We start from the raw sequence: 25943 nt of genomic DNA, 5'->3' as shown, positions 1-25943 counted from the left end.
TATTGGGCGATACACTGTATCGCTCCATGCGTTGTATGGTGAGCGGCATGTTGGTGTGGGAGAGGCCGGAGCCGGCGGAACGACCGGTCCCGGCCCCGCTGAGCAGGGAACGGATCGTGCGCGCGGCGATCCGGTTGGCCGACGCGGACGGCCTGGACGCGGTGTCGCTGCGCAAGGTCGCCACCGTGCTCGACGTCCGGCCGATGCGGCTGTACGGCTACATCGACAGCAAGGACGAACTGCTCGACCTGATGGTCGACGCCGCGCATGCCGAGATCCGGCCGACCGGAGACGGCTGGCGTGAGGTTCTCAGGTCCCTCGCCGAATCCACCCGGCACACCGCGCACAGGCACGAATGGCTCGCCGATCTCCTGGGCGGCCGGCCCCAGTTCGGGCCGCACGCGCTGGCCACCGGGGAGTGCGTGGTCGCAGCCCTGGACGAGGTCGACGTGGACGCCGTCATGCCGCTGGTCGCCGCGGTCAACGCGTACGTGATCGGGGCGGTGCGCCGGGAGATCGCCGACCGGCGTGCCGAGCGGGCCACCGGGATGGACGAGAAGCGCTGGCAGGCCTCCCTCGGTCCTTACCTGGAACGGACCTTCGCCACCGGCCGCTTCCCCGCCCTGGCCACGGTGGTGCACGATGCCGCCCACCTGGACGCCGACGCCACCTTCCACATCGGCCTCGACTGCCTGCTCGACGGCATCGCGGCCCGCCTCGCGAAGTGACACGCCGCCGACGGGTCGCACCGGCCGGACGGTAATCGGCTCGACGGGCGCGCGTGCACACGATGAACTGGGGCGATGACGACATCGCCGGTCTCCCCGGTACCCCAGGCATCCCCGGAAGAACTGCTGCCCTCCACGCGGCGCGCGCTGCTGCACCGCGTCGCCGTGGCCCAGAGCGAGGGGCGCGCACCGTCACTCGTCGCCGCGGTCGCCCGGGACGGCGCCCTGGTGTGGACGGGATCGCGGACCTCCGTGGACGGACACGGGCCCGACGAGAACGTGCAGTACAGGATCGGCTCGATCACCAAGACGTTCACCGCCGTCCTCGTGCTGCGACTGCGTGACGAGGGCCTTCTCGACCTGGCCGATCCGCTGGAGAAGCATCTGCCCGGCACCGGCGCGGGCGAGGTGACCATCGCCGAACTCCTGGCGCACACCGGTGGGTTGGCGGCCGAGACGCCGGGTGAGTGGTGGGAGCGGTCGTCGGCCGAGCTCCGGCCCACGCTGGGCGAGGTCCTCGGCGAGCAGCCGTTCCGGCACCCGGTGGGCCGGCGTCACCACTACTCCAATCCCGGCTACACGCTGCTGGGTTCACTGGTCGAGAAGCTGCGCGGGGCGCCCTGGGCCGAGGTGCTCCAGCGGGAGGTCCTCGACCCGCTCGGCCTCACCCGCACCAGCGCCGAGCCGCAGGCCCCGCACGCCGGGGGATGGGCCGTGCACCCTTACGCCGATGTGATGCTGCCCGAACCCAGCCAGGACCTGGGACTGATGGCGGCAGCAGGGCAACTGTGGTCGACCACCCGCGACCTGGCTGTCTTCGCCGCGTTCCTCGTGGCCGGTGAAGAGCGCGTGCTCGGGGCGGAATCGCTGCGCGAGATGCGGGCTCCGGCCGCTCCGACGCTGCCCGGCGACTGGGGCGCCTCGTACGGACTCGGGGTGCAGGTGGCGCGCCGGGACGGGCGCACGCTCGTGGGGCACAGCGGGTCGCTGCCCGGGTTCGTGGCCGGGCTGTGGCTCTGCGAGGAGGAGGGACTCGTGGCCGTCACGCTGGCCAACTGCACCTCGGGCGTTCCCGCCGCGTCCGTCGCCGCGGAGCTCCTGGCGATCGTGGCCGACGCCGAGCCGAGGATCCCCGAGCCGTGGCGGCCCCTCCCCGAAGTGGACGCCTCTGTCCTGGAGCTGGCCGGACCCTGGTACTGGGGCACCCAGGTGGTGGCGCTCCGCCTATCCGACGGCGACGGAGTCACCCTGGGCCCCGTGGCCGGCGGCGGACGCAGCTCCCGCTTCCGGACGAACGGCGACGGCACCTGGACCGGGCTCGACGGCTACTACGCCGGAGAGGTCCTGCGGGCCGTACGGCGGCCGGACGGCGCGGTGAGCCATCTCGACCTCGGATCGTTCATGTTCACGCGCGAGCCGTACGCCACGGACGCGCCGGTGCCCGGCGGGGTGGACCCGGAGGGCTGGCGCGGCATCCCGCGGTGAGCGCGCTCAGAAGCGGCCGCCTGTTTCACGTGAAACAGGCGGCGCCTCAGAGCTGGAGCTTGAAGCCCACGTGCGAGGCCTTGAAGCCGAGGCGTTCGTAGAAGCGATGGGCGTCGGTGCGGGTCGCGTCGGAGGTCAGCTGGACCAACTGGCAGTCCTGGCGCCGGGATTCCTCGACAGCCCAGGTGATGAGCCGTGTCCCCAGACCGCTTCCGCGCTCGTCGCCGTGCACGCGCACGCCCTCGATGATCGAGCGCGTGGATCCCTTGCGGGAGAGGCCGGGGACGACCGTGAGCTGCAGGGTGCCGACGACGCGCTCGCCGCGCACGGCGACGACGACATGCTGGTTCGGGTCGTCGGTCAGTCGCGCGAGCGCGGTGAGGTACGGCGTGAGGTCGTCCGGCGACTCGCGCGTGGCCCCGAGCGGATCGTCCGCCAGCATCGCGACGATCTCCGGGACGTCCTTGGCCGCGGCCTGCCTGATCTCAAGATCTTCTTCCATGGCCGCAGCCTAAGCGGACGGGCGCGGGGCCTCAGCCCCTTTTACACGGGCGTGCGGAGTCCCTCGACGGCCCGGACGAGCGGGGCCAGCTCGGGGTTCTCGGCCGCGGCGTCGAGGGCTTCGCGCAGGGCGGTCTCGTTGGTGGGGCGGGCTTCGGCGAGGAGCTGGAGTCCCTGGTCGGAGACGTTGGTGTAGATGCCGCGCCGGTCGGTGGGGCACAGGTAGCGCATGAGCAGGCCGCGGTCCTCGAGGCGGGTGACGAGGCGGGTGGTGGCGCTCTGGCTGAGGACGACGGCGTCGGCGACCTGCTTCATCTGGAGGTGGCCGCCCTCTCCGTCGTGCTGGCGGCTGAGGACGTCCAGCAGGGAGTACTCGCGCACGCTCAGGTCGTGGCGGGACTGCAGGGCGCGCTCGATGTGGGCCTCGATCCTCCCGTGGAGCAGGGAGAGGGCGCACCAGCCCTGGGCGAGGGCGGTGAGTGCGGGGTCTGTGGCGGTCATGTCGGGTGGATCCTCCGTTCCGGAGTGGCTGCGCACCAGGGTAGTCGATCGCGTGAAATTGCCAGCGTGTGCAAGTAACTGGGAGCGGTGATCGCGGTGAGCCCTCGCACCCTGTTCTGCCGGCCCGCATCGGCTTTCCCGACCCCCGTCTCGCAGATCCGCCCCCGAGCGGCCACGGTCACGCGGTGCTCGGGGGCGGATCCTGGTCCGGTCGCGGTGGCTCAGCCGGCGGCCACCGTCAGCGGGGCGAAGCGACGGGTCCAGTCGCCGGGGAGGTCCGGCGCGGCGAAGTTCATCACCGCGTTCATGGCGATGCCTTCGAGGCCTCGCTCCTTCAGCCAGACGAGCAGTTCCTCGTGACGGACGTCGACGTCGGTGCGCAGCGGCCGGTCGGTGCCCTCTGCGAGCGAGGCGACGAGGGCCTTCGCGGTCGCGGTGTCCCGGGCGATCAGCGGGCCGATGACATGGGTGTCCATGTTGGGCCAGGCGGCGGCGTAGCCGGTGATCCCCGTGCCGTCCTCGGCGACGCGCAACTGGTCCGCGAAGGCCGGAAGCCTGGTGATGACGTGGGTGCGGTCGGAGCCGAAGACCTCGGCGTCCAGGCGCAGGATCGCCGGAAGGTCCTCGGCGGTGGCCGGACGGGTTCGGACCGGCGAGTCCGTGCCGTCCGGGGTGAACCGGCCGCGCACCATCTCGGCCCGCCCGGTGACCTTGAAGCCGAGCTCCTCGTAGAGCGGCCGCCCGTACGGCGTCGCGTGCAGGGTCAGCGGAGTGGCGCCCGCGGCCTCGACGATGTGCCGCATCAGACGCCGGCCGATCCCCTTGCGGGCGTGGCGCTCGGCGACGAGGACCATGCCGATGGCGCGGAGCTCGGGCCGCTCCCGGGAGCCGTAGTCCGTCACCACGCAGGCGGTGACGAGTCCGCCGTCGGGGTCGTCGATGCCGTAGCCGGTTCCGGCGGCGAGCAGCAGACCCCATTTGTGCTCCTCGCGCGGCCAGCCCCGGTCCTCGGAGAGGTCGGCGCAGGCCTGGAGATCACGCGGGGTGAGGCGGCGGATGGGCAGGTCGGAGAGCGAAGGTGTCGACACGCAGGTCAGGCTGTCGGATGCGGCACCCTGTCGTCCACCGCTTTGCGGGCCTCGACACGGTGCTTTCGGCCACGTCGGGTCAGACCCCAGGGCTTGAGCACCGAGACGGCCGTCATGAAGACGTACGAGGTCAGCGAGACGACGGGCCCGGCGAGGAGATCGGTCGGGCGGGACAGCTGCCCGCCCGCCGCGAGGGTGGTCACGGCGTCGTTCACACCCGGCCGCAGGGCGAAGACCGATGCGGCGGTCGTGGCGAGGGTGAGCCAGAACTTGACGTAGACCCACCGGTGCCGGGCCAGGCCCCAGGGGGTGCCGAGCGAGAGCACGAGGCCGCTCAGCAGGGTCAGCAGGGCGAGCGGGATCACCAGCCAGTCCGCGAAGAGCTTCATGGCGCGGGCGGAGGCCTCCACGGCCGGGCCGGCCCCGGTGGTCGTCGCGGTGACGGCCAGCGCGAGCAGCCCGAGCGTGACGCCCAGCCAGCAGGCGGAGGCGGCGACGTGGACAACGAGGAGTGCCCGTCGAGGGCGGCGCTGAAGTTTCACGTGAAACACGGTGCCGCGCACGGGCGCCGAGCACGTCTGACGGCGGGAGTATCTCCGCGTACTGGCTCCGGCGTACGCGGCCGGTCCGCCGGCCCGCCTCGTGGGGATCAGCCCAGATCGGGGGCGTGCATCGCGCGTACGCCCTCGATGTTGCCGTCCAGGTAGTGGCGCAGGGAGAGCGGGACGAGATGGACCGAGGCGATCCCGACGCGGGTGAACGGCACCCGGACGATCTCGTACTCGCCGCACGGCTCGTCGATCTCGGGGCCGTGCCGCTGGGTGAGGTCCATCGACTCCAGTCGGCAGACGAAGAAGTGCTGGACCTTCACTCCGGTCGCGCCGCCGTCGTCACCGATGTGCTCGACGGTGTCGACGAAGCAGGGCACCACGTCGGTGATCTTGGCGCCCAGTTCCTCGTGCACCTCGCGGTGCAGGGCGTCCACGACGGTGGTGTCCTCGGCCTCGACGCCGCCGCCGGGGGTCAGCCAGTACGGGTCGACGCCGGGCTTGGTCCGCTTGATCAGGATGAGGTGGTCGCCGTCGAGCAGGATGGCGCGTGCGGTGCGCTTGACCACGGGTCGTACGGTCATGGGAGAAATGTGGCCCCGACGGTTCCACGTGAAACATCCCGCACCGTCCTTGTCCCCTTCGGTCTTCCTCACGTCCAGTCGACGGCGGCGCGCAGCAGCCACTCGTGCGCCCGCGCGATGTGCGGCAGGGCGAGTGTGCCGGTGCGGACGACGAGGAAGTACGTGCGCAGGGGCGGCACGGGCGGGTCGAGCAGCGCGACGAGCTCCCCGCTCTCCAGGGCGGGCGCGGCCAGATAGCGGGGCACGACGGCGAGGCCGGCGCCCGAGGCGACGCAGGCCAGCACCGCGCGTAGATCAGGAACGACGACCGTCCCGGACACGGCGGGGCGTGTGTCGAAGACCGCGGTCCAGTAGCGGGAGACGAGCGGGAGCGACTCGTGCACCTCGACGACCGGGAACTTCTCCAGGGAGGGCGCGGCGTCCCGGTGCAGCTTTCCCGGGCCGATCCGGGCCGCCCACCGCGGTGCCGCGACCAGGACGTGCTCCTCGTCGCAGAGCGGGGTCGCGGTGAGCAGGGCGCCGCGCGGCCGGGCGGTGGTGATGGCCAGATCATGATGTCCGGCGCCGAGGCCTTCGAGAGACTCCTCGGCCGTGCCGAAGGTGGCCCGCAGGGCGATGCCGTGGCCGTCGTCGCGGGTCAGCGCGGTGAGGGCGGGCAGGGCGCGCTCGGCGGTGAACTCCGGCGGCCCGGCGAGGTGCAGGGTCCGTACGGAGGACTCCTCGTCGAGTCCGGCCTCGGTGATCTCCACGAGGGCGTCGAGATGCGGGGCCGCCTTGTGGGCCAGTTCGTCGCCGATGGTCGTGGGTGTGACGCCGCGCGCCTGCCGGAGGAACAGCGGGCGCCCCAGCTGGCGCTCCAGGGTGCGGATCTGGGAGGTCACGGCGGGCTGCGAGAGCCCGAGCAGCGCGGCGGCCCGGGTGAAGGACCCGGCTCGATGGACGGTCACGAAGGTGCGCAGCAGGGCGAGATCCATGGGTGACGACGTCCCTCCCCTCCGGGGTCCCCGGTCGCGCCCCACTATAAATATGTCGATAGGTCTCTGTCGCTACCGTGATTGGACACTGACACAGAGTCAACTAGCCTTGTTGGTGCGGTTCTTCGCGCGCAGAACCGGGACGGTCCGAGCCACGAGGGGGGAGGCTCGGACCGTCCGTCCTGTGCGGCGGGGGCTCGGTGCTAGGCGCCGAGCCGGGCGCGTACGGCGTCCAGGAGCCCGTCGCTCGCCGCTTCGACGAGCTTGAGGCAGTGCTCGAAACCGGCCGCGTCGCCGTAGTACGGGTCGGGGACGTCGAGGTCGTCCGGATCGGCGGACGGGTCGAAGGAGCGCAGGAGCCGCACCTTCTCCGCGTCCTGAGGTGTCGGGGCCAGCCGGCGCAGCGTGCGCAGGTGCCCCGCGTCGAGGGCGACGATCAGATCGAGCCGGTCGAACCAGTCGCGCCGGAACTGACGGGCGGTGTGCCCCGAGTCGTGGCCGGCCTCCCGGAGGACGTGGACGGTGCGCGGATCGGCGCCGTCGCCCTCGTGCCAGCCGTCCGTGCCCGCGCTGTCCACCTCGACGAGACCGGTGAGCCCGGCCTCCCGGACGCGGGAGCGGAACACGTGCTCGGCCATGGGGGACCGGCAGATGTTGCCCGTGCAGACGAAGCACACGCGGAAGGTCATGGCGGGCGTCAGTCCTTGTCGTCGGGCAGCACGACGTTCAGCGCCCACGAGACGATCGAGATGATCAGGCCGCCGAGGACTGCGGTCCAGAACCCGTCGACGTGGAAGCTGAGGTCCAGCTTGTCGGCGAGCCAGGAGGTCAGCATCAGCATCAGGGCGTTCACGATCAGCGTGATCAGGCCCAGGGTGAGGATGAAGAGCGGGAAGGTGAGCACCTTCACGACGGGCTTCACGAGGAAGTTGACCAGACCGAAGATCAGAGCCACCAGGAGCAGGGTGCCGACCTTCTTGCCGGTGCTGTCCCCGGTGAGTGTGATCTTGTCGAGCAGCCAGACGGCGACGGCGAGGGCCCCCGCGTTGGCGAGCGTCTTGACTACGAAATTCTTCATGTGTCTGATCGTGGCAGACAAGCGCGTTGACGAGGGTGGACAGGGGCGGACGAGCAGCGATGAAGGCATTCCGGCTGGACGAACTGGAGGCGGAGCGGGCCGCCAACGACGGTGCGTATCTGCAGTTTCTGCGCGAGCGGAACATGTCGGTCGGGCTCTACGCGCTGAACGCGGGGGAGCACGACCCGCAGCAGCCGCACCAGCAGGACGAGGTCTACCTCGTGGTCAGCGGGCGCGCCTCGATCACCGTCGGCATGGAGACCACCCAGGTCGGGCGCGGCAGCGTCGTGTACGTCCCGGCCGGCGTGGCCCACAAGTTCCACCACATCAGCGAGGACCTGCGGGTGATGGTCGTCTTCTCGCCGCCGGAGGGTTAGAGCTCCCCCACCGTGCGGCCGATGCCGGACCCCAGGGTTCCCTCAGGGTCGGGTCAGGGGAGGACAAGGGGTCCGAGGGCCCCGGACGGCCCTTCGGCATGTCAGCATCGAGTACAGGACGTCGGAGGAGTCCCCGGTCGGGGGCCGCGAACGAAGGAGCGAGGGCAGTGCGAGAGATATTCGCGAGCATGCCGTGGTGGGTGAAGTGGGTCGCGGTGCCGTTCATCGCCCTGGTCGTGTTCGGCGGGCTGATCTTCAGCATCGTCAACTTCGTTGTCTGGCTGCTGTTCAAGGTGCTGGTGTTCGCCGCCCTGGTCGGTGGGCTCGTCTACGTCGTACGGAAGTTCATGGCGGGGTCCTCGTCGCGCAGCGACTGGTGACGGGCGCGAAGGACACACCCGAGGGCCCCGGTCGTCGCGTCCCGCGAAGGTTCGCACGACCGGGGGAAGTTTCCGTTCCGGGTCTACGCCCCGCGGTGGCCAAGGTTTAAAGTCCGGATTCCGACGGCTTCACCCCCGTGAGCCCTGGGTATCGGGGGCCTCACGCATCGGGAGCGAACCTTGGCCACGGCTGCTGACTCCGCACCCCCAGCCCCGCAGACACTCATCGGCTCCGTGCAGCGGGCCATGCGGCTGCTCGAAGCGGTCGCGGCACACGAGGACGGGGCCCCGGCCAAGCAGCTCGCCCGGGAGGCCGGTGTCGCCCTCCCCACCGCCTACCACCTGCTGCGCACGCTCACCCACGAGGGATATCTCCGCAAGGAGCAGGGCCTCTTCGTCTTCGGTGAGGCGGCAGAGCGCCTCAGCAGCGCGGCGGCCCAGCAGAATCGTCGCAGCATGATCACCGACGCGCTGCGGCACTGGCGGGACACCATCGGCGTCCCCGTCTACTTCGCGATCTACCGCGACGGCGAGATCGAGCTCATCGACGTCGCTGACACTCCGGCCAACCCGGCCGTCGAGGAATGGGCCGACTTCCGCGAGACGGGCCACGCGCACGCGATCGGGCAGTGCCTGCTCTCCCAGCTCGACGACCGCGCCCGCCGCGACCACCTCGACCGCTATCCCGCGCGGTCCATCACGCCCTACTCCGTTCGTGACGATCAGTCACTGCTGCGCAAGCTGGACGGGGCCGGACGGATGGAACCGCTCGTCGAAAGACAGGAGTACGCGCTCGGCACCGCATGTGCCGCGTTTCCCATCACGATCGGCTCCACGGCGGCCACTCTGGCGGTCTCCCTCCCAGCTCACCAGGCGGAAAGGCTCCTGCCGGTGGCACGCCGGCTGCAGCACGAGATCGGGCGACTCGTAGCGACACTCGCCTTCTCTATCAGCATCTGAAAACTCACTCCTTGTGATCCCCTGTGTACGTTGAGCAAGATGCGACAGTGTCAGGAAGCTCATTCCTGGCCAATCGACGGCAAGTTGACGGGGTAGGCGATGCGCGAGTCGGTACAAGCAGTTCAGGCAGAGGTCATGATGAGCTTCCTCGTCTCCGAGGAGCTCTCGTTCCGTATCCCGGTGGAGCTCAAGTACGAGCCCACGGATCCGTACGCGGTGCGGCTCACCTTCCACCTTCCCGGAGACGCTCCGGTGACCTGGGCGTTCGGCCGCGAGCTGCTGGTCGACGGGGTCAACGGGGCGACCGGCGACGGCGATGTCCGGGTCTCCCCCGTGGAGCCGGCGGGCGGCCGTGACACCGACGAGCTGCCCGGCGAGGTCCACATCAGGCTGCAGGTCGGCAGCGACCAGGCCCTGTTCCGGGCCGGGGTCGCGCCGATCATCGCGTTCCTGGACCGCACGGACAAGCTGGTCCCGCTCGGCCAGGAGCAGGCGATGGCCGATTTCGAGGCCGATCTCGACCAGGCCCTCGACCGGATCCTGGCCGAGGAGCAGAGCGCGGGCTGACCTCCCGGCAGCCCACGCCACGGCAGACGTAACGCTTCAGCAGCGCGGTGCGCCCGAGCAGTTCCGCGCGACGGTTCAGCGCTTGCGTCGCCGGCCCCGGCCGGACCTCCCCGCAGGGGCCTGCGTCGGTCCGTGGGACCCGGGGCGGTCGGCGGACACCACCAGAGCGGCCAGCAGGGTCGTCACCGGCACGGAGGCGACCAGGCCGATCGAGCCGACCAGCGTGCGCACGATCTCCTCGGCGACCAGTTCGCTGTTGGCGACGTCGGACACGCTGCTCTGCGCGATCGAGAAGAGCAGCAGGAGCGGCAGCGCCGCGCCCGCGTACGCGAGCACCAGGGTGTTCACGACCGACGCGATGTGGTCGCGGCCGATCCGGATGGCCGCCCGGTACAGACCGCGCCAGCCCATCGACGGGTTCGCCTCGTGCAGCTCCCAGACCGCCGACGTCTGGGTGACCGTCACGTCGTCCAGGACGCCGAGCGAGCCGATGATGACGCCGGCGAGCAGCAGACCGCTCATGTCGATGTCCGGGTACAGGCCGTGGATCAGACCGGTGCTGTCGTCGGTGTTGCCGGTCAGCGCGGCCCAGCCGATGAACAGCGAGCCGAGCAGGCCGATCAGCAGCAGCGAGGCGAGGGTGCCGAGCACCGCGACGGAGGTGCGGGCCGACAGGCCGTGGCACATGTAGAGCGCGATGAGCATGATCGCGCTGGCCCCGACCACCGCCACCACCAGCGGGTTCGAGCCCTGGAGGATCGCGGGGAGGATGAAGAAGGTCAGCACCATGAAGCTGATCGCGAGCGCGACGAGCGCCATGACCCCGCGCATGCGGCCCACCACGACCACCGCCAGGGCGAAGATCCCGGCGAGCAGCGTCATGGGGATCTTCCGGTTCACGTCGGTGACCGCGTACTGGAGGTTCTTCGGGGCGTCGGGCGCGTAGGCGACGATCACCTGCTGGCCCTCGTGCAGCTGACGGGGCGAGTCCGGCTGCACGACCTCGACGAACGTGCGGCCCTTGTCCTTGCCGGTGTCCACGCGCACCGTCGCGTTCTCGCACTCGCCCGCGGCGGCCCCCGGCTTCCCACCGGTCGGACCCGCGCCCGCGCCCTCGCCCGTGCCTGTGCCCGGGTCTCCGGTCGTCGCCCCGCCCGAGGCGTGCACGGATTTGCAGTCGACCTTCTCGATGCGGGCCACCGTCGCCTGCTGCGTCTGCCGGTCGAAGCCCACGCCGGTGCGGTCGTGGGCCGGTGCGCCGCCCGGCCACAGCACCGCCAAACCCACCACGACCGCCACGGAGAACGGGATCAGGACAGCCGCGATGACCTTCCGCAGATGCCGGGAGACGGGGGCCGCCGGGCCGTGGCTGTGGGAGTGGCCGTGCGGCGTCGGGGACGAGGGAGGCGCGGGCTCATGCGTCGTGGTCACCGCCCGATCATCGCAAGAACGGGAGGGGCCCTCTGTTCAACGTGTCCGTCATGACGCTAGCGTGGGGGCACCTTTGCAAACGCGGGAGCTCGGAGCACCGGGCTGAGAGGGCGCTGACCTTCGTCCCAGCGCGTGTTTCACGTGAAACGTGGAACGCCGTGGAACGAGAGCCGCTGCGTCGACCGCCGAACCTGTTACCGGGTAATGCCGGCGTAGGGAGTAGGTCTCATGACCACAACGGACGCACGCACGCCTGCCTCCAACGGCTCTGAGCCGGAGGCCGGGAAGTCCATCGGCTGGCACAAGGGGTACATCGAGGGCTCCCGCCCCGACCTCAGGGTGCCGGTCCGCCAGGTGCACCTCACCAACGGGCAGGACGTCACGCTCTACGACACCTCCGGCCCGTACACCGATCCGACCGTCGACACCGATGTCCGCAGGGGCCTCGCGCCGCTGCGGGAGAACTGGATCATCGGCCGCGGCGACACCGAGGAGTACGCGGGACGCCCCGTCCGCCCCGAGGACGACGGCATCAAGCACACCTCGCCGCGCGGCGGTCTGCGCAACCTCGACGCGGTCTTCCCGGGCCGTCCCCGCCAGCCGCGCCGGGGCCGCGACGGGCAGGCCGTGACCCAGCTCGCGTACGCCCGCCGGGGCGAGATCACCCCGGAGATGGAGTACGTGGCGATCCGGGAGAACGTCGCGCCCGAGGTCGTCCGCGACGAGATCGCGGCCGGCCGGGCGGTCCTGCCGGCGAACGTGAACCACCCGGAGATCGAGCCGATGATCATCGGCAAGCGGTTCCTGGTGAAGGTCAACGCCAACATCGGCAACTCGGCCGTGACCAGCTCCATCGAGGAGGAGGTGGAGAAGATGACCTGGGCGACCAAGTGGGGCGCCGACACGGTCATGGACCTCTCCACCGGCCGCAACATCCACACCACCCGCGAGTGGGTGCTGCGCAACTCCCCCGTCCCGATCGGCACCGTGCCGCTCTACCAGGCCCTCGAGAAGGTCGACGGCAAGGCCGAGGAGCTGACCTGGGAGATCTACAAGGACACGGTCATCGAGCAGGCCGAGCAGGGCGTGGACTACATGACGGTCCACGCCGGCGTCCGCCTCCCGTACGTGCCGCTGACCGCCAACCGCAAGACCGGCATCGTCTCGCGCGGCGGCTCGATCATGGCCGCATGGTGCCTCGCGCACCACAAGGAGAGCTTCCTCTACGAGAACTTCGAGGAGCTCTGCGAGATCCTCGCGGCCTACGACGTGACGTACTCGCTCGGCGACGGCCTGCGCCCCGGCTCCATCGCGGACGCCAACGACGAGGCCCAGTTCGCGGAGCTGCGCACGCTCGGCGAGCTGAACTCCATCGCCAAGCGGCACAACGTGCAGACCATGATCGAGGGCCCGGGCCACGTCCCGATGCACAAGATCAAGGAGAACATCGACCTCCAGCAGGAGATCTGCGAGGAGGCGCCGTTCTACACGCTCGGCCCGCTGACCACCGACGTCGCCCCGGCGTACGACCACATCACGTCCGGCATCGGCGCCGCGATGATCGCCTGGTGGGGCACCGCGATGCTCTGTTACGTCACGCCCAAGGAGCACCTGGGCCTGCCGAACAAGGACGACGTGAAGACCGGCGTCATCACCTACAAGATCGCGGCGCACGCGGCCGACCTCGCCAAGGGGCACCCGGGCGCGCAGGAGTGGGACGACGCGCTGTCGGACGCCCGCTTCGAGTTCCGCTGGGAGGACCAGTTCAACCTGGCCCTCGACCCGGACACGGCACGGGAGTTCCACGACGAGACCCTCCCGGCCGAGCCCGCGAAGACCGCGCACTTCTGCTCGATGTGCGGTCCGAAGTTCTGCTCGATGAAGATCTCGCAGGACATCCGCCGCGAGCACGGTTCGACCAAGTCCGAGGTCGAGGCGGGCATGGAGCAGAAGTCGAAGGAGTTCGCGGCGAGCGGCAACCGCGTGTACCTGCCGCTGGCCGACTGACCCTGCTCCGGTCGGTCACCGGCCGAGCGCCCGCGGCACCCGGCCGCGGGCACTCAGGGCGTCGCGGGAGGGCCCGCGACGCCGAACGGGTTGTCGATCACATAGCGCCAGAAGCCGTCCGGGCCGCGCCGCGCCACATCCGTCGCGGTCCCCTCGATGCGCACGCCGTCCCCGTGCGCGGCGACCCCCTCGATGACGAAGTCGACGATCAGCAGGGCCAGATCGCCGACGACGTACGTGTGCCGGGGAGCGACCCGGATCGGGACTCGCAGCCGCAGGAACGCGTCGTTGGCGCGGAACCGGTCCGGCCCGGTGACCAGGCGTCCGTGTTCCGGCACGAAGCCGGCGCCGGGCTCGTAGAGCCGGTCCACGGCCGCCGGATCGAAGGTGTTGAAGGCCCGCTCGAAGACGAACGGGTGCTCGGCGGCGCTGCGGGCCAGGGGCAGACTGGTGGGATGCGTCATGCGGCCAGCGAACAGCCCCTCGGCATACGTCACCAAACGGAAACCCACGTGTGGGACGCGGAGTTGGTCCCCGGTCCGGCGGGCCGCACCCGCCGTCCCGAGGCGGACTGCCCGGTGGAGGTGGCCCTCGCGGCGGTCTCCGGCCGCTGGACCACGCTCCTGCTGCGCGAGCTGATGGGCGGTCCCCGCGGCTTCACGGAGCTGCGCGCCCTGCTCCCCGAGCTGTCCCCGAAGGTGCTCAGCGAGCGGCTCCACGCGCTCCGGGCACGGGGGCTGGTCACGGTCGAACGGCACCGCGGCTTCCCGGTGCGGACGCGGTACGAGCTGACCGAGGCGGGGCGGGCCCTGCGCGCGCTGCTGGTCGAGCTGTACGCGACGGGCGAGCACCTGCTGAGCCTGACCGGATCGGACCGCGTGGACGGCGACCCCGCGCCCGGGAACACGGAGGCATGACCGCATGACGGAGGGCCCGGGGGCCTTCGGGTCGACCCGGGCCGGGATCACGGCCCCGCGCGCCGCCGGACGTCAGTCCGGCTGGTGCTCGGGGCCGCCGAAGTCCGGGCTCGTGAAGTCCGGGCTGGAGAAGCCGGCGCGCTGGCCCGTGGCCGTGCCCCCGCCGCTCTCCGGACTCGTGAACCCCGGCCGGTTGTAGCCGAGCTGCGGCATGCGGCCGGCAGGGCCGCCGTGGCCCCCGCCGAGCGGTGTGCCGCCCGCCTGCGGGTCCGTCTGGGCCTCCCGCAGGAACGGCACGATGCCGCGCTCGAGCAGAGCCTCTCCCCAGGCCTCCCTGGCCCGTGCCAGGGCCTCGTCGGCCTCGTCCGGCGCACCGGCCCGCACCGACGTCGAACCGTTGCGCAGCGCCGCGAGGAGCAGGCAGACGGCCGCGACGAGGATCCCCGCCGCGGTGCAGGCCGCGAAGATCCAGCCCGCCATCAGCATCGTGTCGGCGAAGTCCGGTGCCGGGTCGAGCATCTTCAGGATGTAGCCGACCAGCAGGAAGATCGCGGCGGCCGTACCGGCGAGGACCGGGGCGAGGACGACGGCGACCGCGGCGACGCCCGGTCCCGCCGTCTCCGCGACGAGCCCGATCGGACCGGTGCCTGCTGTCGCAGCGGGGCTGTCTCCCTCCCCTTCGGGCCGGACAGGCCGCGGGGCGGTGCGGATGTCCTCGCGGACCTTGAGGAAGTGCTGGTACTCGGTGGCGGCCGCGGTGTTGATGAGTGCGGCGGCGCCCAGCGCCATGGTGCGCAGCTGTTCGGGGTTGAGCCGCCTGCCCACGGCGGCGAGATCAGGGCGGTCGGTCGCGGTACGCAGCGCCTCATCGAGGATCCGCTCGAACTCGGGGCGGTCCTCGTTCAGCAATTGCGGAGCGCTGTTCATGTGCATCCCCCGATGCTCCGTAGGGCTTGGTGGCCCGCATGGTTACGAGCCGTAGGGCAGAAACGGAGGGGAGCCTGCTACGGATAAGCCGATGGTAGAGCGGTCACGGCACGCGGTGACAGGGGGTTTCCGGAAATTGGCCCGGTGGCCAGCCGGATCCTCCGCTTACGCGCCTGCCCGGTCAACCCTCATTCATCCATGGGGAGTTGCTGGACCAGCAGCTTTCCGGCCATGGTCACGCCGCCGTCCATGGCGATCGCCAGACCGCCGGCGTACACGTGCGGTCCCTCGACGGCCGGCCTGCTGTCCTCGCCGTCGGCGTCCTCGCCGCCGACCTCGCCCAGCAGGTACGGGATCGGGCTGTGGCCGTGGACGACGCGCGAGCCGCCGTACGCGCCGAGCAGCTCGCGGACCGCGCCGGGCCCGGACTCCTCGTCGCGGAACGCGAAGCGCTTGGTGAACTTGCGGAACAGGTCCCAGCACTCGTCCGCGTCGTTGCGCGTGAGGGTCTCGCGGACCGTGTCGTTGACCGCCTCGATCGAGTCGCCGTAATCGAGGTAGGCGGTGGTGTCGGAGTGCATGAGGAGGTGGTCGTCCTCGATCTCGATCGCGTCGAGCCGGGACATCCACTGCAGGTGCACGTCCTGCAGGCGGTCCATGTCGGACTTCTGCCCGCCGTTCAGCAACCAGGCCGCCTGGAAGGTGGCGGTGCCCGCGCCGGAGTTGACGGGGGTGTCGCCGAACCGCTTGGCGCCGAGCAGCAGCAGCTCGTGGTTGCCCATCAGCGCCTTGCAGTAGCCGCCCGCCGCGGCGGCCTCGGCGGAGAGGCGCATGACCAGGTCGATGACGCCGATGCCGTCGGGGCCGCGGTCGGTGAAGTCGCCGAGGAACCACAGGCGCGCGTTGCCCGCGGCCCAGTTGCCTTCCTCGTCGAGCAGGCCCTTGTCTCGCAGCGCCGCGATCAGCTCGTCGAGGTAGCCGTGCACGTCGCCGACGACGTACAGCGGGCCGAGGCCGTCGGCCGCGGGGGCCGTCGGCACGGGCTGCGGGAGCTCGACCTGGACGGTGTCCCCGCGGTTGATGACCGGGAGGTTCCGCTCGGTCGGGGTGTAGCCGTCCGGGTAGGCCGCGGTGTCCTCGTCGGGAGCCGCGCCCGGGCCGGGAACAGGGCCGGGGACGGGGTCGGCGGGCACCATGCTCGTCGGTACGTCGTGGACGTACGCGGGAACACGGAAGTCACGCAGCGTCTCCGTGCGCGCTGCGGATCCCTGACCGGCCCCCTGAGTCATCGACCCCTCCACCCTTGCGCCGCCTGTGCACCGGATCGGACTGCCTGGTCGCAGCGGCCCGCGGTGTCGTCCGCCCATCATAGGAACGCCGCTCGGGCTGTGTGATGCACCAGGGGTGGTGAATCCGTGACGGACGGCTGTTCCCCGTGCTTTTCTCCCGAATTGGTGTGGACTTTTCCTCTCGGTCACGGGCGCGCGGAGGCGGCGGGCGGCGGTCAGCCCTTGCCCGGGGAGCGCGGCGGACTGACGGTGGTGCGGTGCGGGCGGCGCTGCGAGGAGGCGCGCACGATCAGTTCGGTCGGTATCACCTGCTCGACCGGCTGGTCGGACTCGACGCCCTCGATGGCGTCGATCAGGAGCTGGACGACGGCCGTGCCGATGCGCCGGGGCTTCAGCGAGAGCGTCGTGATGGGCGGCTCGGTGTTGGCGTACATCGTGGACTCGCTGCAGCAGACGAGCAGCAGGTCGTCCGGGACGCGCAGGCCGTAGCGGCGGGCCGCGGCGAGCAGGTCCGTGCCGTTGGGGTCGAAGAGGCCGTAGACGGCGTCCGGGCGGTCGGGCCGGGCGAGCAGCCGGTCGGCGGCGACGGCGCCCGCGCACGGGTCGTGCGCGGGGTAGGACTCGTAGACCGGCTCCTGGCCGACTCGCTCGCACCAGCGCAGGTAGGCGGAGGTGGACAGATGGGTGTAGGTGTCCGTGGTGGTGCCGGTGAGCAGGCCGATGCGGCGGGCGCCGGCCTCGGCGAGGTGGTCGAGGATGCCGAGGACGGCGGCCTCGTGGTCGTTGTCGACCCAGGCGGTCACGGGCAGGGTGCCCGCGGGACGTCCGTCGGATACGACCGGCAGGCCCTGGCGGACCAGCTCGGTGACGACCGGGTCGTGGTCGGAGGGGTCGATGACGACGGTGCCGTCGAGCGCGACGTTCGACCACACGTCGTGACGTGAGGTGGCGGGCAGGATGACGAGGGCGTAGCCGCGGGCGAGCGCGGCCGAGGTCGCGGCTCTCGCCATCTCCGCGAAGTACGCGAACTCCGTGAAGGTGAAAGGTTCATCCCCGTACGTCGTCACGGTCAGACCGATGAGGCCCGACTTGCCGGTACGGAGCGTGCGGGCGGCCGCGGAAGGGCGATAGCCCAGCCGGTCGGCGACCTCGCGGACATGGCGTCGGGTGGCGTCGGGGAGCCGGCCCTTGCCGTTGAGCGCATCGGAGACAGTCGTGATGGAGACCCCGGCGGCGGCGGCAACGTCTCTGATGCCCGCCCGTCCCTGCCGGGTGCCCCTGCGGGTGGTCTCCGCCCGGCTCACCTGGTGCTTCCCTGCTGCTGTCATGGCGAGCCGATAGTAGGGCTCATGCGGCTGCATGGCGGGGGCGCATATGCCGGGGTTGACAGGCACGTTTCTGCAAGGTGATACATCGTCAATGACCATGGATTGAAAGGTAGTTACTGGTCCTGACTGTAATACCTCACTTGTCGGTGCGCGTGGGCCTGCCAAGTCGGCGATGTTGCGAACAGGTCTCAACTCACCTTCACGGGTGATGCGCGCCACGGCGCAAGCCACCGGCGCGCGCCAGGGCGCCGAGCGCTCCCCCCTGAGACGCACGCCTCGGGAGTGCCGAGGGTGCGCCCGTCGGCGCTCCTCGTGTGCCGCCCGGACCCCGCGCGGGCACCTCCTGGCTCCGCCCCATTGGGGCGCGCGCCGAATCCTCTTAAGGTGTGCAGTATTGGAACGGTGGCCTTAGGAGGACTGCGGTGAGCGAGACGAACCCCAAGCTGCGTGCCGAGCTGGCGGGTATTCCCACCTACAAGCCGGGCAAGCCCGCGGCTGCCGGGGGCCCGGTGGCGTACAAGCTCTCCTCCAACGAGAACCCGTATCCGCCGCTCCCCGGCGTCATGGAGCAGGCGGTCGCCGCGGCCGGGACCTTCAACCGGTACCCGGACATGGCCTGCACGGGTCTGATGAACGAGCTGTCGGACCGCTTCGCCGTCCCGGTGACCCACCTGGCCACCGGCACCGGCTCGGTCGGCGTCGCGCAGCAGCTGCTCCAGGCGACCAGCGGCCCCGGTGACGAGGTGATCTACGCCTGGCGCTCCTTCGAGGCGTACCCGATCATCACGCAGATCAGCGGCGCGACCTCGGTCAAGGTGCCGCTCACCGACGGCGAGGTGCACGACCTGGACGCGATGGCCGACGCCATCACGGACCGCACGCGCCTCATCTTCGTCTGCAACCCCAACAACCCCACGGGCACCGTGGTGCGCCGGGCCGAGCTGGAGCGCTTCCTGGACCGGGTGCCCTCCGACGTGCTCGTCGTGCTCGACGAGGCGTACCGCGAGTTCATCCGGGACGCCGAGGTGCCGGACGGCGTGGAGATCTACCGGGACCGGCCCAACGTGGCGGTGCTGCGCACCTTCTCCAAGGCCTACGGTCTGGCCGGGCTGCGGGTCGGCTTCGCCATCGCCCACGAGCCGGTGGCCGCCGCGCTGCGCAAGACGGCGGTGCCCTTCGGCGTCAGCCAGCTCGCGCAGGACGCGGCCGTGGCCTCGCTGCGCGCGGAGGACGAGCTGCTCGGCCGGGTCGGCACGCTGGTGTCCGAGCGCACCCGCGTCGTGAACGCGCTGCGCGAGCAGGGCTGGACGGTTCCCGAGACGCAGGCGAACTTCGTGTGGCTGCGCCTGGGGGACCGGACGATGGACTTCGCGGCGGCCTGCGAGGCGGCCGGTGTCGTAGTGCGTCCCTTCGCCGGTGAGGGGATGCGGGCCACGATCGGCGAGACCGAGGCCAACGACATCTTCCTGCACGCGGCGCAGCAGTTCCGCAAGGAGCTCTGACCGCTCGGCGGATCAGGCCAGTTCGACGCGGATCGGGTCGCCGCCGCGCACCGTCGCGAGCACCCGCGGGTCCCCGTCGAGCCGGCCGAGCAGATTGCACGGGCTCGCGAGGCGGCATTCGTCGCCTCGCGAGATCGGCGTGGGGCCGTAGGGGAGGGCGAGGGCGTCGCCGTCCGTCCAGAAGGCGACGGTGCCGGGCTCCACGACCTGGCGGGCGTCCTCCTCGGCCGGGACGCTGACGCCCGTGTCGAAGTAGACCTCCTCGCCCCAGGTGTTCGCCGTCGAGCTCAGCGGCAGTTTCGCGAGCAGGGCCTTGGCGGTCGGGGTGTCCTCGACCGTCGCCGTGGTGTGTCCGGCCGGCCAGGAGATGCGAATGCGCGTCATGCGGCGGATTCAACAAGATGTTGAAGTTCCCCGGAAGCCCCTGTCCACCCAGTGAGCTCCGACCGGCGAGCTCCATCCGGCGAGCTCGACCCGGTGGGCTCCACCCGGTGAGTTCCGGTCCGGCGGCCCGCTGCGCCCGCCCCCCGTGGTGTTCCTCCCAGTAAGGGGACCCCCGTGCGGATCCCGACAGCCAGTACGACATAATGCTTGTGAATGTGAACGCGTTCACAAGCGTGTCCCGGTTCCTCCCATGATTTGTGGGATTAAAGGGGCAAACTGCCGCTGTGACCACGGCGATGTAAGGAGAGACGCAGTGGACCTGGCTCTGGCGCCGGAAACTCTGGCGCGATGGCAGTTCGGCATCACCACCGTCTACCACTTCCTGTTCGTCCCCCTGACGATCTCGCTCGCGGCTCTGGTCGCCGGGCTGCAGACCGCCTGGGTGCGCACGGAGAAGGAGAAGTACCTCAGGGCCACCAAGTTCTGGGGCAAGCTGTTCCTGATCAACATCGCGATGGGTGTGGTCACCGGCATCGTGCAGGAGTTCCAGTTCGGCATGAACTGGTCGGACTACTCCCGCTTCGTCGGTGACATCTTCGGGGCGCCGCTGGCCTTCGAGGCTCTGATCGCCTTCTTCTTCGAGTCCACCTTCATCGGACTGTGGATCTTCGGCTGGGACAAGCTGCCGAAGAAGATCCATCTGGCCTGCATCTGGATGGTGTCGATCGGCACGGTCCTGTCCGCGTACTTCATCCTCGCGGCCAACTCCTGGATGCAGCACCCGGTGGGCTACCGGATCAACAAGGCGAACGGCCGCGCCGAGCTCACCGACTTCTGGCACGTGCTGACGCAGAACACGGCGCTCACCCAGGCCTTCCACACGCTGACCGCCTCGTTCCTGACCGGCGGCGCGTTCATGGTCGGCATCGCCGCCTTCCACCTGGCGCGCAAGAAGCACGTGGGCGTCATGAAGACCTCGCTGCGGCTCGGCCTGGTCACCGTGGTGATCGCCGGCCTGCTCACCGCGGTCAGCGGCGACCTGCTCGGCAAGGTCATGTTCAAGCAGCAGCCGATGAAGATGGCCGCCGCGGAGGCCCTGTGGGAGGGTCAGAACTCGGCGCCCTTCTCGGTGTTCGCCGTGGGTGACGTCAGCAAGGGCCACAACACGGTCGAGCTGTCGATCCCCGGGATACTGTCCTTCCTCGCCGACGACGACTTCACCTCGTACGTTCCCGGCATCAACGACACCAACAAGGCCGAGCAGGAGAAGTACGGTCCGGGCGACTACCGCCCGATCATCCCCGTCACCTTCTGGGCCTTCCGCTGGATGATCGGCTTCGGGATGGCGTCCTTCGCGCTCGGCATCCTCGGACTCTGGCTCACCCGCAAGAAGTTCATGCTGCCCCAGCACCTGAGGGTGGGTGAGGACGAGGTGCCGAACCTGGTCCTCTTCAAGAACAAGGCGCTCAACCCGAAGTTCACCAAGCTCTACTGGCTCGTCGCGCTGTGGACGCTCGGCTTCCCGCTGATCGCCAACTCCTGGGGCTGGATCTTCACCGAGATGGGCCGCCAGCCGTGGGTCGTCTACGGCGTGCTGCAGACCCGCGACGCGGTCTCCCCCGGTGTCTCGCAGGGCGAGGTCATCACCTCGATGACCGTCTTCACGCTGCTCTATGCGGTGCTCGCCGTGATCGAGGTCAAGCTCCTCGTGAAGTACGTGAAGGCCGGCCCGCCCGAGCTCACCGAGGACGACCTCAACCCGCCCACCAAGATCGGCGGGGACCGGGACGCCGACAAGCCGATGGCCTTCTCCTACTAGGCCCTGGGGGCTCACGAGTCATGGAACTCCACGACGTCTGGTTCGTACTCATCGCCGTCCTGTGGATCGGCTACTTCTTCCTGGAGGGATTCGACTTCGGGGTCGGTGTGCTCACCAAGCTGCTGGCCCGCGACCGCACCGAACGCCGGGTGCTGATCAACACGATCGGCCCGGTCTGGGACGGCAACGAGGTGTGGCTGCTCACCGCGGGCGGCGCGACCTTCGCCGCCTTCCCCGAGTGGTACGCGACGCTGTTCTCCGGCTTCTACCTGCCGCTGCTGATCATCCTGGTGTGCCTGATCATCCGCGGTGTGGCCTTCGAGTACCGCGCCAAGCGGCCCGAGGAGCGCTGGCAGGCCAACTGGGAGCACGCGATCTTCTGGACCTCGCTGATCCCCGCGTTCCTGTGGGGTGTGGCCTTCGGCAACATCGTGCGCGGCGTGAAGATCGACAAGGACTTCGAGTACGTCGGGAACTTCTGGGACCTGCTCAACCCGTACGCACTGCTCGGCGGTCTGGTCACGCTCACCCTGTTCACCTTCCACGGCGCCGTGTTCACAGCGCTCAAGACCGTCGGTGACATCCGGACGCGGGCGCGCAGGACGGCGCTCGCCGTGGGACTGGTCGCCGCGGTGGCCGCGCTCGGCTTCCTGATCTGGACCCAGGCCGACCACGGGGACGGCGGCTCGCTCGCCGCGATGATCGTGGCCGTGGTCGCGCTGGTCGGCGCGCTCGGGGCCGTCAAGCTCGGCCGCGAGGGCTGGTCGTTCGCCCTGTCCGGGCTCACGATCGTGGCGGCCGTCGCGATGCTCTTCCTGACGCTGTTCCCGAACGTCATGCCGTCGTCGCTGAACGCGGACTGGAGCCTGACGGTCAGCAACGCCTCGTCCAGCCCGTACACGCTGAAGATCATGACCTGGTGCGCCGGCATCGCGACCCCGATCGTGCTGCTCTACCAGTCGTGGACCTACTGGGTGTTCCGCAAGCGCATCGGCACGCACCACATCGCCGACGCCGCGCACTGACCCGGTGAGAAACCGCTACGCGAGGGTGTGTTTCACGTGAAACCGATCGACCAGCGCCTGCTCCGGTACGCCCGGGCGACCCGTCTCTTCCTGATCGCGGTGGTCGTCCTCGGTGCCGCCGGGGCGGGCCTGGTCATCGCCCAGGCGATGCTCATCGCCGAGGTCGTGGTGGGTGCGTTCCAGCACGGGTTCGACGCGGCGCGGCTGAGCACGCCGCTGCTGCTGCTCGTCGCCGTGGCGGCCGGCCGGGGCCTCGTGTCCTGGCTGACCGAGCTCGCGGCGCACCGGGCGAGCGCGGCCGTGAAGTCGGAGCTGCGGCGCCGGCTGCTCGAAAGGGCGGCCGGGCTCGGCCCCGGTTGGCTGACCGGGCAGCGCACCGGCTCCCTCGTGGCGCTCGCGACCCGGGGCGTCGACGCCCTGGACGACTACTTCTCGCGCTATCTGCCGCAGTTGGGGCTCGCGGTGGTGGTCCCGGTGGCGGTGCTCGCCCGCGTCGTCACCGAGGACTGGGTGTCGGCGGCGATCATCGTCGGCACGCTGCCCCTCATCCCCGTCTTCATGATCCTCATCGGGTGGGCCACCCAGTCCCGGATGGACCGTCAGTGGCGGCTCCTGTCCCGGCTCTCGGGCCATTTTCTGGACGTCGTCGCCGGTCTGCCCACCCTGAAGGTGTTCGGCCGCGCGAAGGCGCAGGCCGAGTCCATCCGCACGATCACCGGCGAGTACCGCAGGGCCACGATGCGCACGCTGCGGATCGCCTTCCTGTCGTCCTTCGCCCTCGAACTGCTCGCGACCCTGTCGGTCGCGCTGGTCGCCGTCACCATCGGCATGCGGCTCGTGCACGGCGACATGGACCTCTACGTCGGCATCGTCATCCTCGTCCTGGCGCCCGAGGCGTATCTGCCGCTGCGCCAGGTCGGGGCGCAGTTCCACGCGGCCGCCGAGGGTCTCGCCGCGGCCGAGGAGATCTTCGACGTCCTGGAGACGCCCCTGCCCGAGAGCGGCACGAAGGCGCTGCCCGAGGAGGGCGGCATCGCCTTCGACCGTGTCTCGGTCCGCTACGAAGGGCGCGGGACGGCCGCCGTCTCGTCGGTCTCCTTCGAGGTGGCCCGGGGCGAGACCGTCGCCCTGGTGGGCCCGAGCGGCGCCGGCAAGTCGACGCTCCTGAGCGCCCTGCTGGGCTTCGTCCGGCCGCGCGACGGGCGCGTCCTGGTGGGCGGCGCCGATCTCTCCGAGGTGGCGCGGGAGGCCTGGCACGCGCGCGTGGCGTGGGTGCCGCAGCGGCCGCAGCTCTACGCGGGCTCGATCGCGGAGAACGTACGGCTCGCCCGGCCGGACGCCGACGACGCCGCGGTGCGTGCGGCGCTCGGTGAGGCGGGCGCCCTGGACTTCGTCGAGGCGCTCCCCGAGGGCCTCGACACCGTGCTCGGCGACGACGGTTCCGGGCTCTCGGCGGGACAGCGGCAGCGCCTCGCGCTCGCCCGCGCCTTCCTCGCCGACCGTCCCGTGGTCCTGCTGGACGAGCCGACGGCCGCGCTGGACGGCGACACCGAGGCGGGCATCGTCGAGGCGGTGCGCCGGCTCGCCGTGGGCCGCACCGTGATCCTGGTCGTCCACCGCCCGGCGCTGCTCGCGGTCGCGGACCGGGTGGTGCGGCTCGCGCCGCCCGCCGCCACGGAGGACCCGGCGCCGGTGACCGAGCCGGTCCCCGCGTCCGTCCCGGGGCAGACCCGCCAGGAGGCGCCCGCGGCCGCTCCGGAGCGCCCCGAGCGGCGGGCCGAAGGACGCGGCGTCCTCGCCCGGCTCCGCGCCGCGGCCCGTCCGCGCCGCTCCCGGCTCGCCCTCGCACTGCTGCTCGGTGCGCTCGCGCTCGGCAGCTCCGTCGGCCTGATGGCGACCAGCGGCTGGCTGATCTCGCGGGCCTCGCAGCAGCCGCCCGTGCTCTACCTGATGGTCGCGGTCACCGCCACGCGCGCGTTCGGCATCGGCCGGGCCTGCTTCCGGTACGCGGAGCGGCTCGTGTCGCACGACGCCGTGCTGCGCATGCTGGCCGACACCCGGGTCGCCGTCTACCGCCGCCTGGAGCGGCTCGCGCCCGCGGGACTGCGCGCGACCCGGCGCGGCGACCTGCTGTCCCGTCTGGTGAGCGATGTCGACGCTCTGCAGGACTACTGGCTGCGCTGGCTGCTGCCCGCGTCGGCCGCAGCCCTCGTGGGCGCGGGCTCGGTGGCCTTCACCGCGTGGCTGCTGCCCGCGGCGGGCGCCGTGCTCGCCGCCGGACTGCTCCTCGCCGGGGTGGGTGTGCCGCTGCTGTCCGGGGCCGTCGCCCGCCGCGCCGAGCGCCGTCTGGCCCCCGCGCGCGGGCTGCTCGCCACCCGCGCGGCCGAGCTGCTCACCGGCACCGCCGAGCTGACCGTCTCCGGCGCGCTGCCGCGCCGCATGAAGGAGGCCGGGGAGGCCGACTCCGCGCTGACCCGGATCGCCTCGCGCGCCGCCACCGCGACCGCGCTCGGCGACGGGCTGACCGCGCTGATCACGGGCCTCACCGTGGCCGGGGCGGCGCTCGCCGGCGTCCAGGGCGTGCGCGCCGGGCAGCTCGACGGGGTGGCGCTCGCGGTCGTCGTGCTCACCCCGCTCGCCGCGTTCGAGGCGGTGCTCGGGCTGCCGCTCGCCGTGCAGTACCGCCAGCGCGTCCGCAAGAGCGCCGAGCGCGTCCACGAGGTCCTGGACGCGCCCGATCCCGTACGGGAGCCGGAGCGGCCCGTGCCCGCGCCGCAGGACCCGTTCCCGCTCGTCGTGCGGGGGCTCACCGCCCGGTACGAGGGGCAGGCGCGGGACGCGCTCGCCGGGGTCGACCTCACGCTGGCGCGCGGGCGCCGGGTCGCGGTCGTGGGCCCGTCGGGGTCCGGCAAGACCACGCTCGCCCAGGTGCTGCTGCGCTTCCTCGACCCGGGCGCGGGCACGTACACGCTCGGCGGGGTCGACGCCACGCGGATCGACGGCGACGCCGTGCGCCGCGCGGTCGGGCTCTGCGCCCAGGACGCGCACCTCTTCGACAGCACCGTTCGCGAGAACCTGCTCCTCGCCAAGAAGGACGCCACGGAGGAGGAGCTGCGGGCCGCCCTGGGCCGCGTACGCCTCCTGGAGTGGGCGGACGCGCTGCCCGACGGGCTCGACACCCTGGTGGGCGAGCACGCGGCGCGGCTGTCGGGCGGGCAGCGGCAGCGGCTCGCAGTGGCCCGCGCGCTGCTCGCCGACTTCCCGGTCCTCGTGCTCGACGAGCCGGCCGAGCATCTGGACCTGGAGACGGCCGACGCGCTCACCGCGGACCTGCTGGACGCGACCCGGGGCCGCACGACGGTGCTGATCACGCATCGGCTCGCGGGTCTGGAGGCCGTGGACGAGGTGCTGGTGCTGGACGGCGGGACGGTCGCGCAGCGCGGCCCGTACGCGGAGCTGGCCGCCGTCGAGGGGCCGCTGCGGTCGCTGCGGGAGCGGGAGGGCGCGCTTCCGGCCCTGTCCGGCCAGTGAACCCGACTTTCG

Annotated in this window: 26 protein-coding genes; 12 read left to right on the top strand and 14 right to left on the bottom strand. The window is 71.2% G+C overall.

The features are described 5' to 3' along the window. Window positions 1-47 precede the first annotated feature (47 nt). Together IAG42_RS17635 and IAG42_RS17630 are read left to right on the top strand one after the other, a co-directional pair. Window positions 48-728 (top strand): TetR/AcrR family transcriptional regulator, encoded by a 681-nt coding sequence (locus IAG42_RS17635; RefSeq protein WP_188337939.1) that lies wholly within the window; start codon window positions 48-50, stop codon window positions 726-728. Between the two features lie 75 nt (window positions 729-803). Further along, window positions 804-2213: a serine hydrolase domain-containing protein gene (locus tag IAG42_RS17630; protein ID WP_188337938.1), complete on the top strand. Its 1410-nt coding sequence runs from the start codon at window positions 804-806 to the stop codon at window positions 2211-2213. 46 nt (window positions 2214-2259) lie between these two features. Here IAG42_RS17630 and IAG42_RS17625 read toward each other — a convergent pair whose 3' ends face one another. The 8 genes from IAG42_RS17625 to IAG42_RS17590 form a co-directional block, all read right to left on the bottom strand. Next, window positions 2260-2715, bottom strand: coding sequence for a GNAT family N-acetyltransferase (locus IAG42_RS17625; RefSeq protein ID WP_188337937.1), 456 nt, complete (start codon window positions 2713-2715; stop codon window positions 2260-2262). Between the two features lie 41 nt (window positions 2716-2756). Then, window positions 2757-3215 carry a MarR family winged helix-turn-helix transcriptional regulator gene (locus IAG42_RS17620; RefSeq protein WP_188337936.1) on the bottom strand — a complete coding sequence of 153 codons (459 nt, stop codon included), beginning with the start codon at window positions 3213-3215 and terminating at the stop codon, window positions 2757-2759. Between the two features lie 221 nt (window positions 3216-3436). Continuing rightward, complete coding sequence (locus IAG42_RS17615; RefSeq protein ID WP_188337935.1) at window positions 3437-4303, bottom strand: GNAT family N-acetyltransferase; 867 nt, start codon at window positions 4301-4303, stop codon at window positions 3437-3439. Between the two features lie 5 nt (window positions 4304-4308). Beyond that, a complete protein-coding gene (locus tag IAG42_RS17610) occupies window positions 4309-4845 on the bottom strand; it encodes a DUF2269 domain-containing protein (RefSeq protein ID WP_188337934.1) in 537 nt (178 codons plus the stop codon). A 107-nt stretch (window positions 4846-4952) separates the two neighbouring features. Then, the gene (locus IAG42_RS17605) at window positions 4953-5435 is read right to left on the bottom strand and encodes an NUDIX domain-containing protein (RefSeq protein WP_188337933.1); all 483 of its coding nucleotides are present in this window, start codon (window positions 5433-5435) and stop codon (window positions 4953-4955) included. A gap of 68 nt (window positions 5436-5503) precedes the next feature. After that, window positions 5504-6409, bottom strand: coding sequence for a LysR family transcriptional regulator (locus tag IAG42_RS17600; protein ID WP_188337932.1), 906 nt, complete (start codon window positions 6407-6409; stop codon window positions 5504-5506). 203 nt (window positions 6410-6612) lie between these two features. Then, entirely contained in the window at window positions 6613-7098 is a 486-nt protein-coding gene (locus tag IAG42_RS17595; RefSeq protein ID WP_188337931.1) for a low molecular weight protein-tyrosine-phosphatase, read from the bottom strand. A gap of 8 nt (window positions 7099-7106) precedes the next feature. Continuing rightward, a complete protein-coding gene (locus IAG42_RS17590) occupies window positions 7107-7487 on the bottom strand; it encodes a phage holin family protein (RefSeq protein ID WP_188337930.1) in 381 nt (126 codons plus the stop codon). Window positions 7488-7546: 59 nt separating this feature from the next. Between IAG42_RS17590 and IAG42_RS17585 the strand changes: the two genes are divergently transcribed. The 4 genes from IAG42_RS17585 to IAG42_RS17570 all read left to right on the top strand — a co-directional run bounded on the left by IAG42_RS17585 (window position 7547) and on the right by IAG42_RS17570 (window position 9771). Beyond that, window positions 7547-7864, top strand: coding sequence for a cupin domain-containing protein (locus IAG42_RS17585; protein WP_188337929.1), 318 nt, complete (start codon window positions 7547-7549; stop codon window positions 7862-7864). A gap of 167 nt (window positions 7865-8031) precedes the next feature. Next, the gene (locus IAG42_RS17580; protein ID WP_188337928.1) at window positions 8032-8244 is read left to right on the top strand and encodes a DUF5326 family protein; all 213 of its coding nucleotides are present in this window, start codon (window positions 8032-8034) and stop codon (window positions 8242-8244) included. Between the two features lie 180 nt (window positions 8245-8424). Continuing rightward, window positions 8425-9204: an IclR family transcriptional regulator gene (locus tag IAG42_RS17575; RefSeq protein WP_262928312.1), complete on the top strand. Its 780-nt coding sequence runs from the start codon at window positions 8425-8427 to the stop codon at window positions 9202-9204. 99 nt (window positions 9205-9303) lie between these two features. Further along, window positions 9304-9771 carry an SsgA family sporulation/cell division regulator gene (locus IAG42_RS17570; protein WP_188337927.1) on the top strand — a complete coding sequence of 156 codons (468 nt, stop codon included), beginning with the start codon at window positions 9304-9306 and terminating at the stop codon, window positions 9769-9771. A 75-nt stretch (window positions 9772-9846) separates the two neighbouring features. Here IAG42_RS17570 and IAG42_RS17565 read toward each other — a convergent pair whose 3' ends face one another. After that, window positions 9847-11202, bottom strand: coding sequence for a YibE/F family protein (locus tag IAG42_RS17565; protein ID WP_188337926.1), 1356 nt, complete (start codon window positions 11200-11202; stop codon window positions 9847-9849). Window positions 11203-11430: 228 nt separating this feature from the next. Between IAG42_RS17565 and thiC the strand changes: the two genes are divergently transcribed. Next, entirely contained in the window at window positions 11431-13209 is a 1779-nt protein-coding gene (gene thiC / locus IAG42_RS17560) for a phosphomethylpyrimidine synthase ThiC (protein ID WP_188337925.1), read from the top strand. Window positions 13210-13262: 53 nt separating this feature from the next. Here thiC and IAG42_RS17555 read toward each other — a convergent pair whose 3' ends face one another. Next, the gene (locus IAG42_RS17555; protein ID WP_188337924.1) at window positions 13263-13673 is read right to left on the bottom strand and encodes a YybH family protein; all 411 of its coding nucleotides are present in this window, start codon (window positions 13671-13673) and stop codon (window positions 13263-13265) included. A gap of 48 nt (window positions 13674-13721) precedes the next feature. Between IAG42_RS17555 and IAG42_RS17550 the strand changes: the two genes are divergently transcribed. Continuing rightward, a complete protein-coding gene (locus IAG42_RS17550) occupies window positions 13722-14126 on the top strand; it encodes a winged helix-turn-helix transcriptional regulator (RefSeq protein WP_223206046.1) in 405 nt (134 codons plus the stop codon). Window positions 14127-14198: 72 nt separating this feature from the next. Here IAG42_RS17550 and IAG42_RS17545 read toward each other — a convergent pair whose 3' ends face one another. The 3 genes from IAG42_RS17545 to IAG42_RS17535 form a co-directional block, all read right to left on the bottom strand. Next, window positions 14199-15059, bottom strand: a complete 861-nt coding sequence (locus tag IAG42_RS17545) for a hypothetical protein (protein WP_188337922.1) — start codon at window positions 15057-15059, stop codon at window positions 14199-14201. A gap of 182 nt (window positions 15060-15241) precedes the next feature. Beyond that, window positions 15242-16342 carry a metallophosphoesterase gene (locus IAG42_RS17540; protein WP_188337921.1) on the bottom strand — a complete coding sequence of 367 codons (1101 nt, stop codon included), beginning with the start codon at window positions 16340-16342 and terminating at the stop codon, window positions 15242-15244. A gap of 215 nt (window positions 16343-16557) precedes the next feature. Beyond that, window positions 16558-17670, bottom strand: coding sequence for a LacI family DNA-binding transcriptional regulator (locus IAG42_RS17535; RefSeq protein WP_188337920.1), 1113 nt, complete (start codon window positions 17668-17670; stop codon window positions 16558-16560). Between the two features lie 422 nt (window positions 17671-18092). On the opposite strand from IAG42_RS17535, the gene hisC reads away from it, so the two are divergent. Further along, on the top strand, window positions 18093-19172 hold the full coding sequence (hisC, locus tag IAG42_RS17530; protein WP_188337919.1) for a histidinol-phosphate transaminase: 1080 nt from the start codon (window positions 18093-18095) through the stop codon (window positions 19170-19172). A gap of 12 nt (window positions 19173-19184) precedes the next feature. On the opposite strand, the gene IAG42_RS17525 is transcribed toward hisC, so the two are convergent. Further along, a complete protein-coding gene (locus IAG42_RS17525; RefSeq protein ID WP_188337918.1) occupies window positions 19185-19556 on the bottom strand; it encodes a cyclophilin-like fold protein in 372 nt (123 codons plus the stop codon). 313 nt (window positions 19557-19869) lie between these two features. Here IAG42_RS17525 and IAG42_RS17520 point away from each other — a divergent pair, with 313 nt between their 5' ends. From IAG42_RS17520 to cydD, 3 genes are read left to right on the top strand one after another with little or no spacing between them, the layout of a single operon-like run. After that, on the top strand, window positions 19870-21375 hold the full coding sequence (locus IAG42_RS17520) for a cytochrome ubiquinol oxidase subunit I (protein ID WP_188337917.1): 1506 nt from the start codon (window positions 19870-19872) through the stop codon (window positions 21373-21375). 20 nt (window positions 21376-21395) lie between these two features. Continuing rightward, window positions 21396-22400: a cytochrome d ubiquinol oxidase subunit II gene (cydB, locus tag IAG42_RS17515; protein WP_188337916.1), complete on the top strand. Its 1005-nt coding sequence runs from the start codon at window positions 21396-21398 to the stop codon at window positions 22398-22400. Between the two features lie 36 nt (window positions 22401-22436). Beyond that, a complete protein-coding gene (gene cydD / locus IAG42_RS17510; protein ID WP_188337915.1) occupies window positions 22437-25931 on the top strand; it encodes a thiol reductant ABC exporter subunit CydD in 3495 nt (1164 codons plus the stop codon). The last annotated feature ends 12 nt before the right edge of the window (window positions 25932-25943 follow it).

Source organism: Streptomyces xanthii, assembly GCF_014621695.1.
Lineage (GTDB): Bacteria > Actinomycetota > Actinomycetes > Streptomycetales > Streptomycetaceae > Streptomyces > Streptomyces xanthii.
The sequence above is the reverse complement of the archived record's forward strand: the minus strand, read 5'-3'. Positions and strand labels throughout refer to the sequence as shown.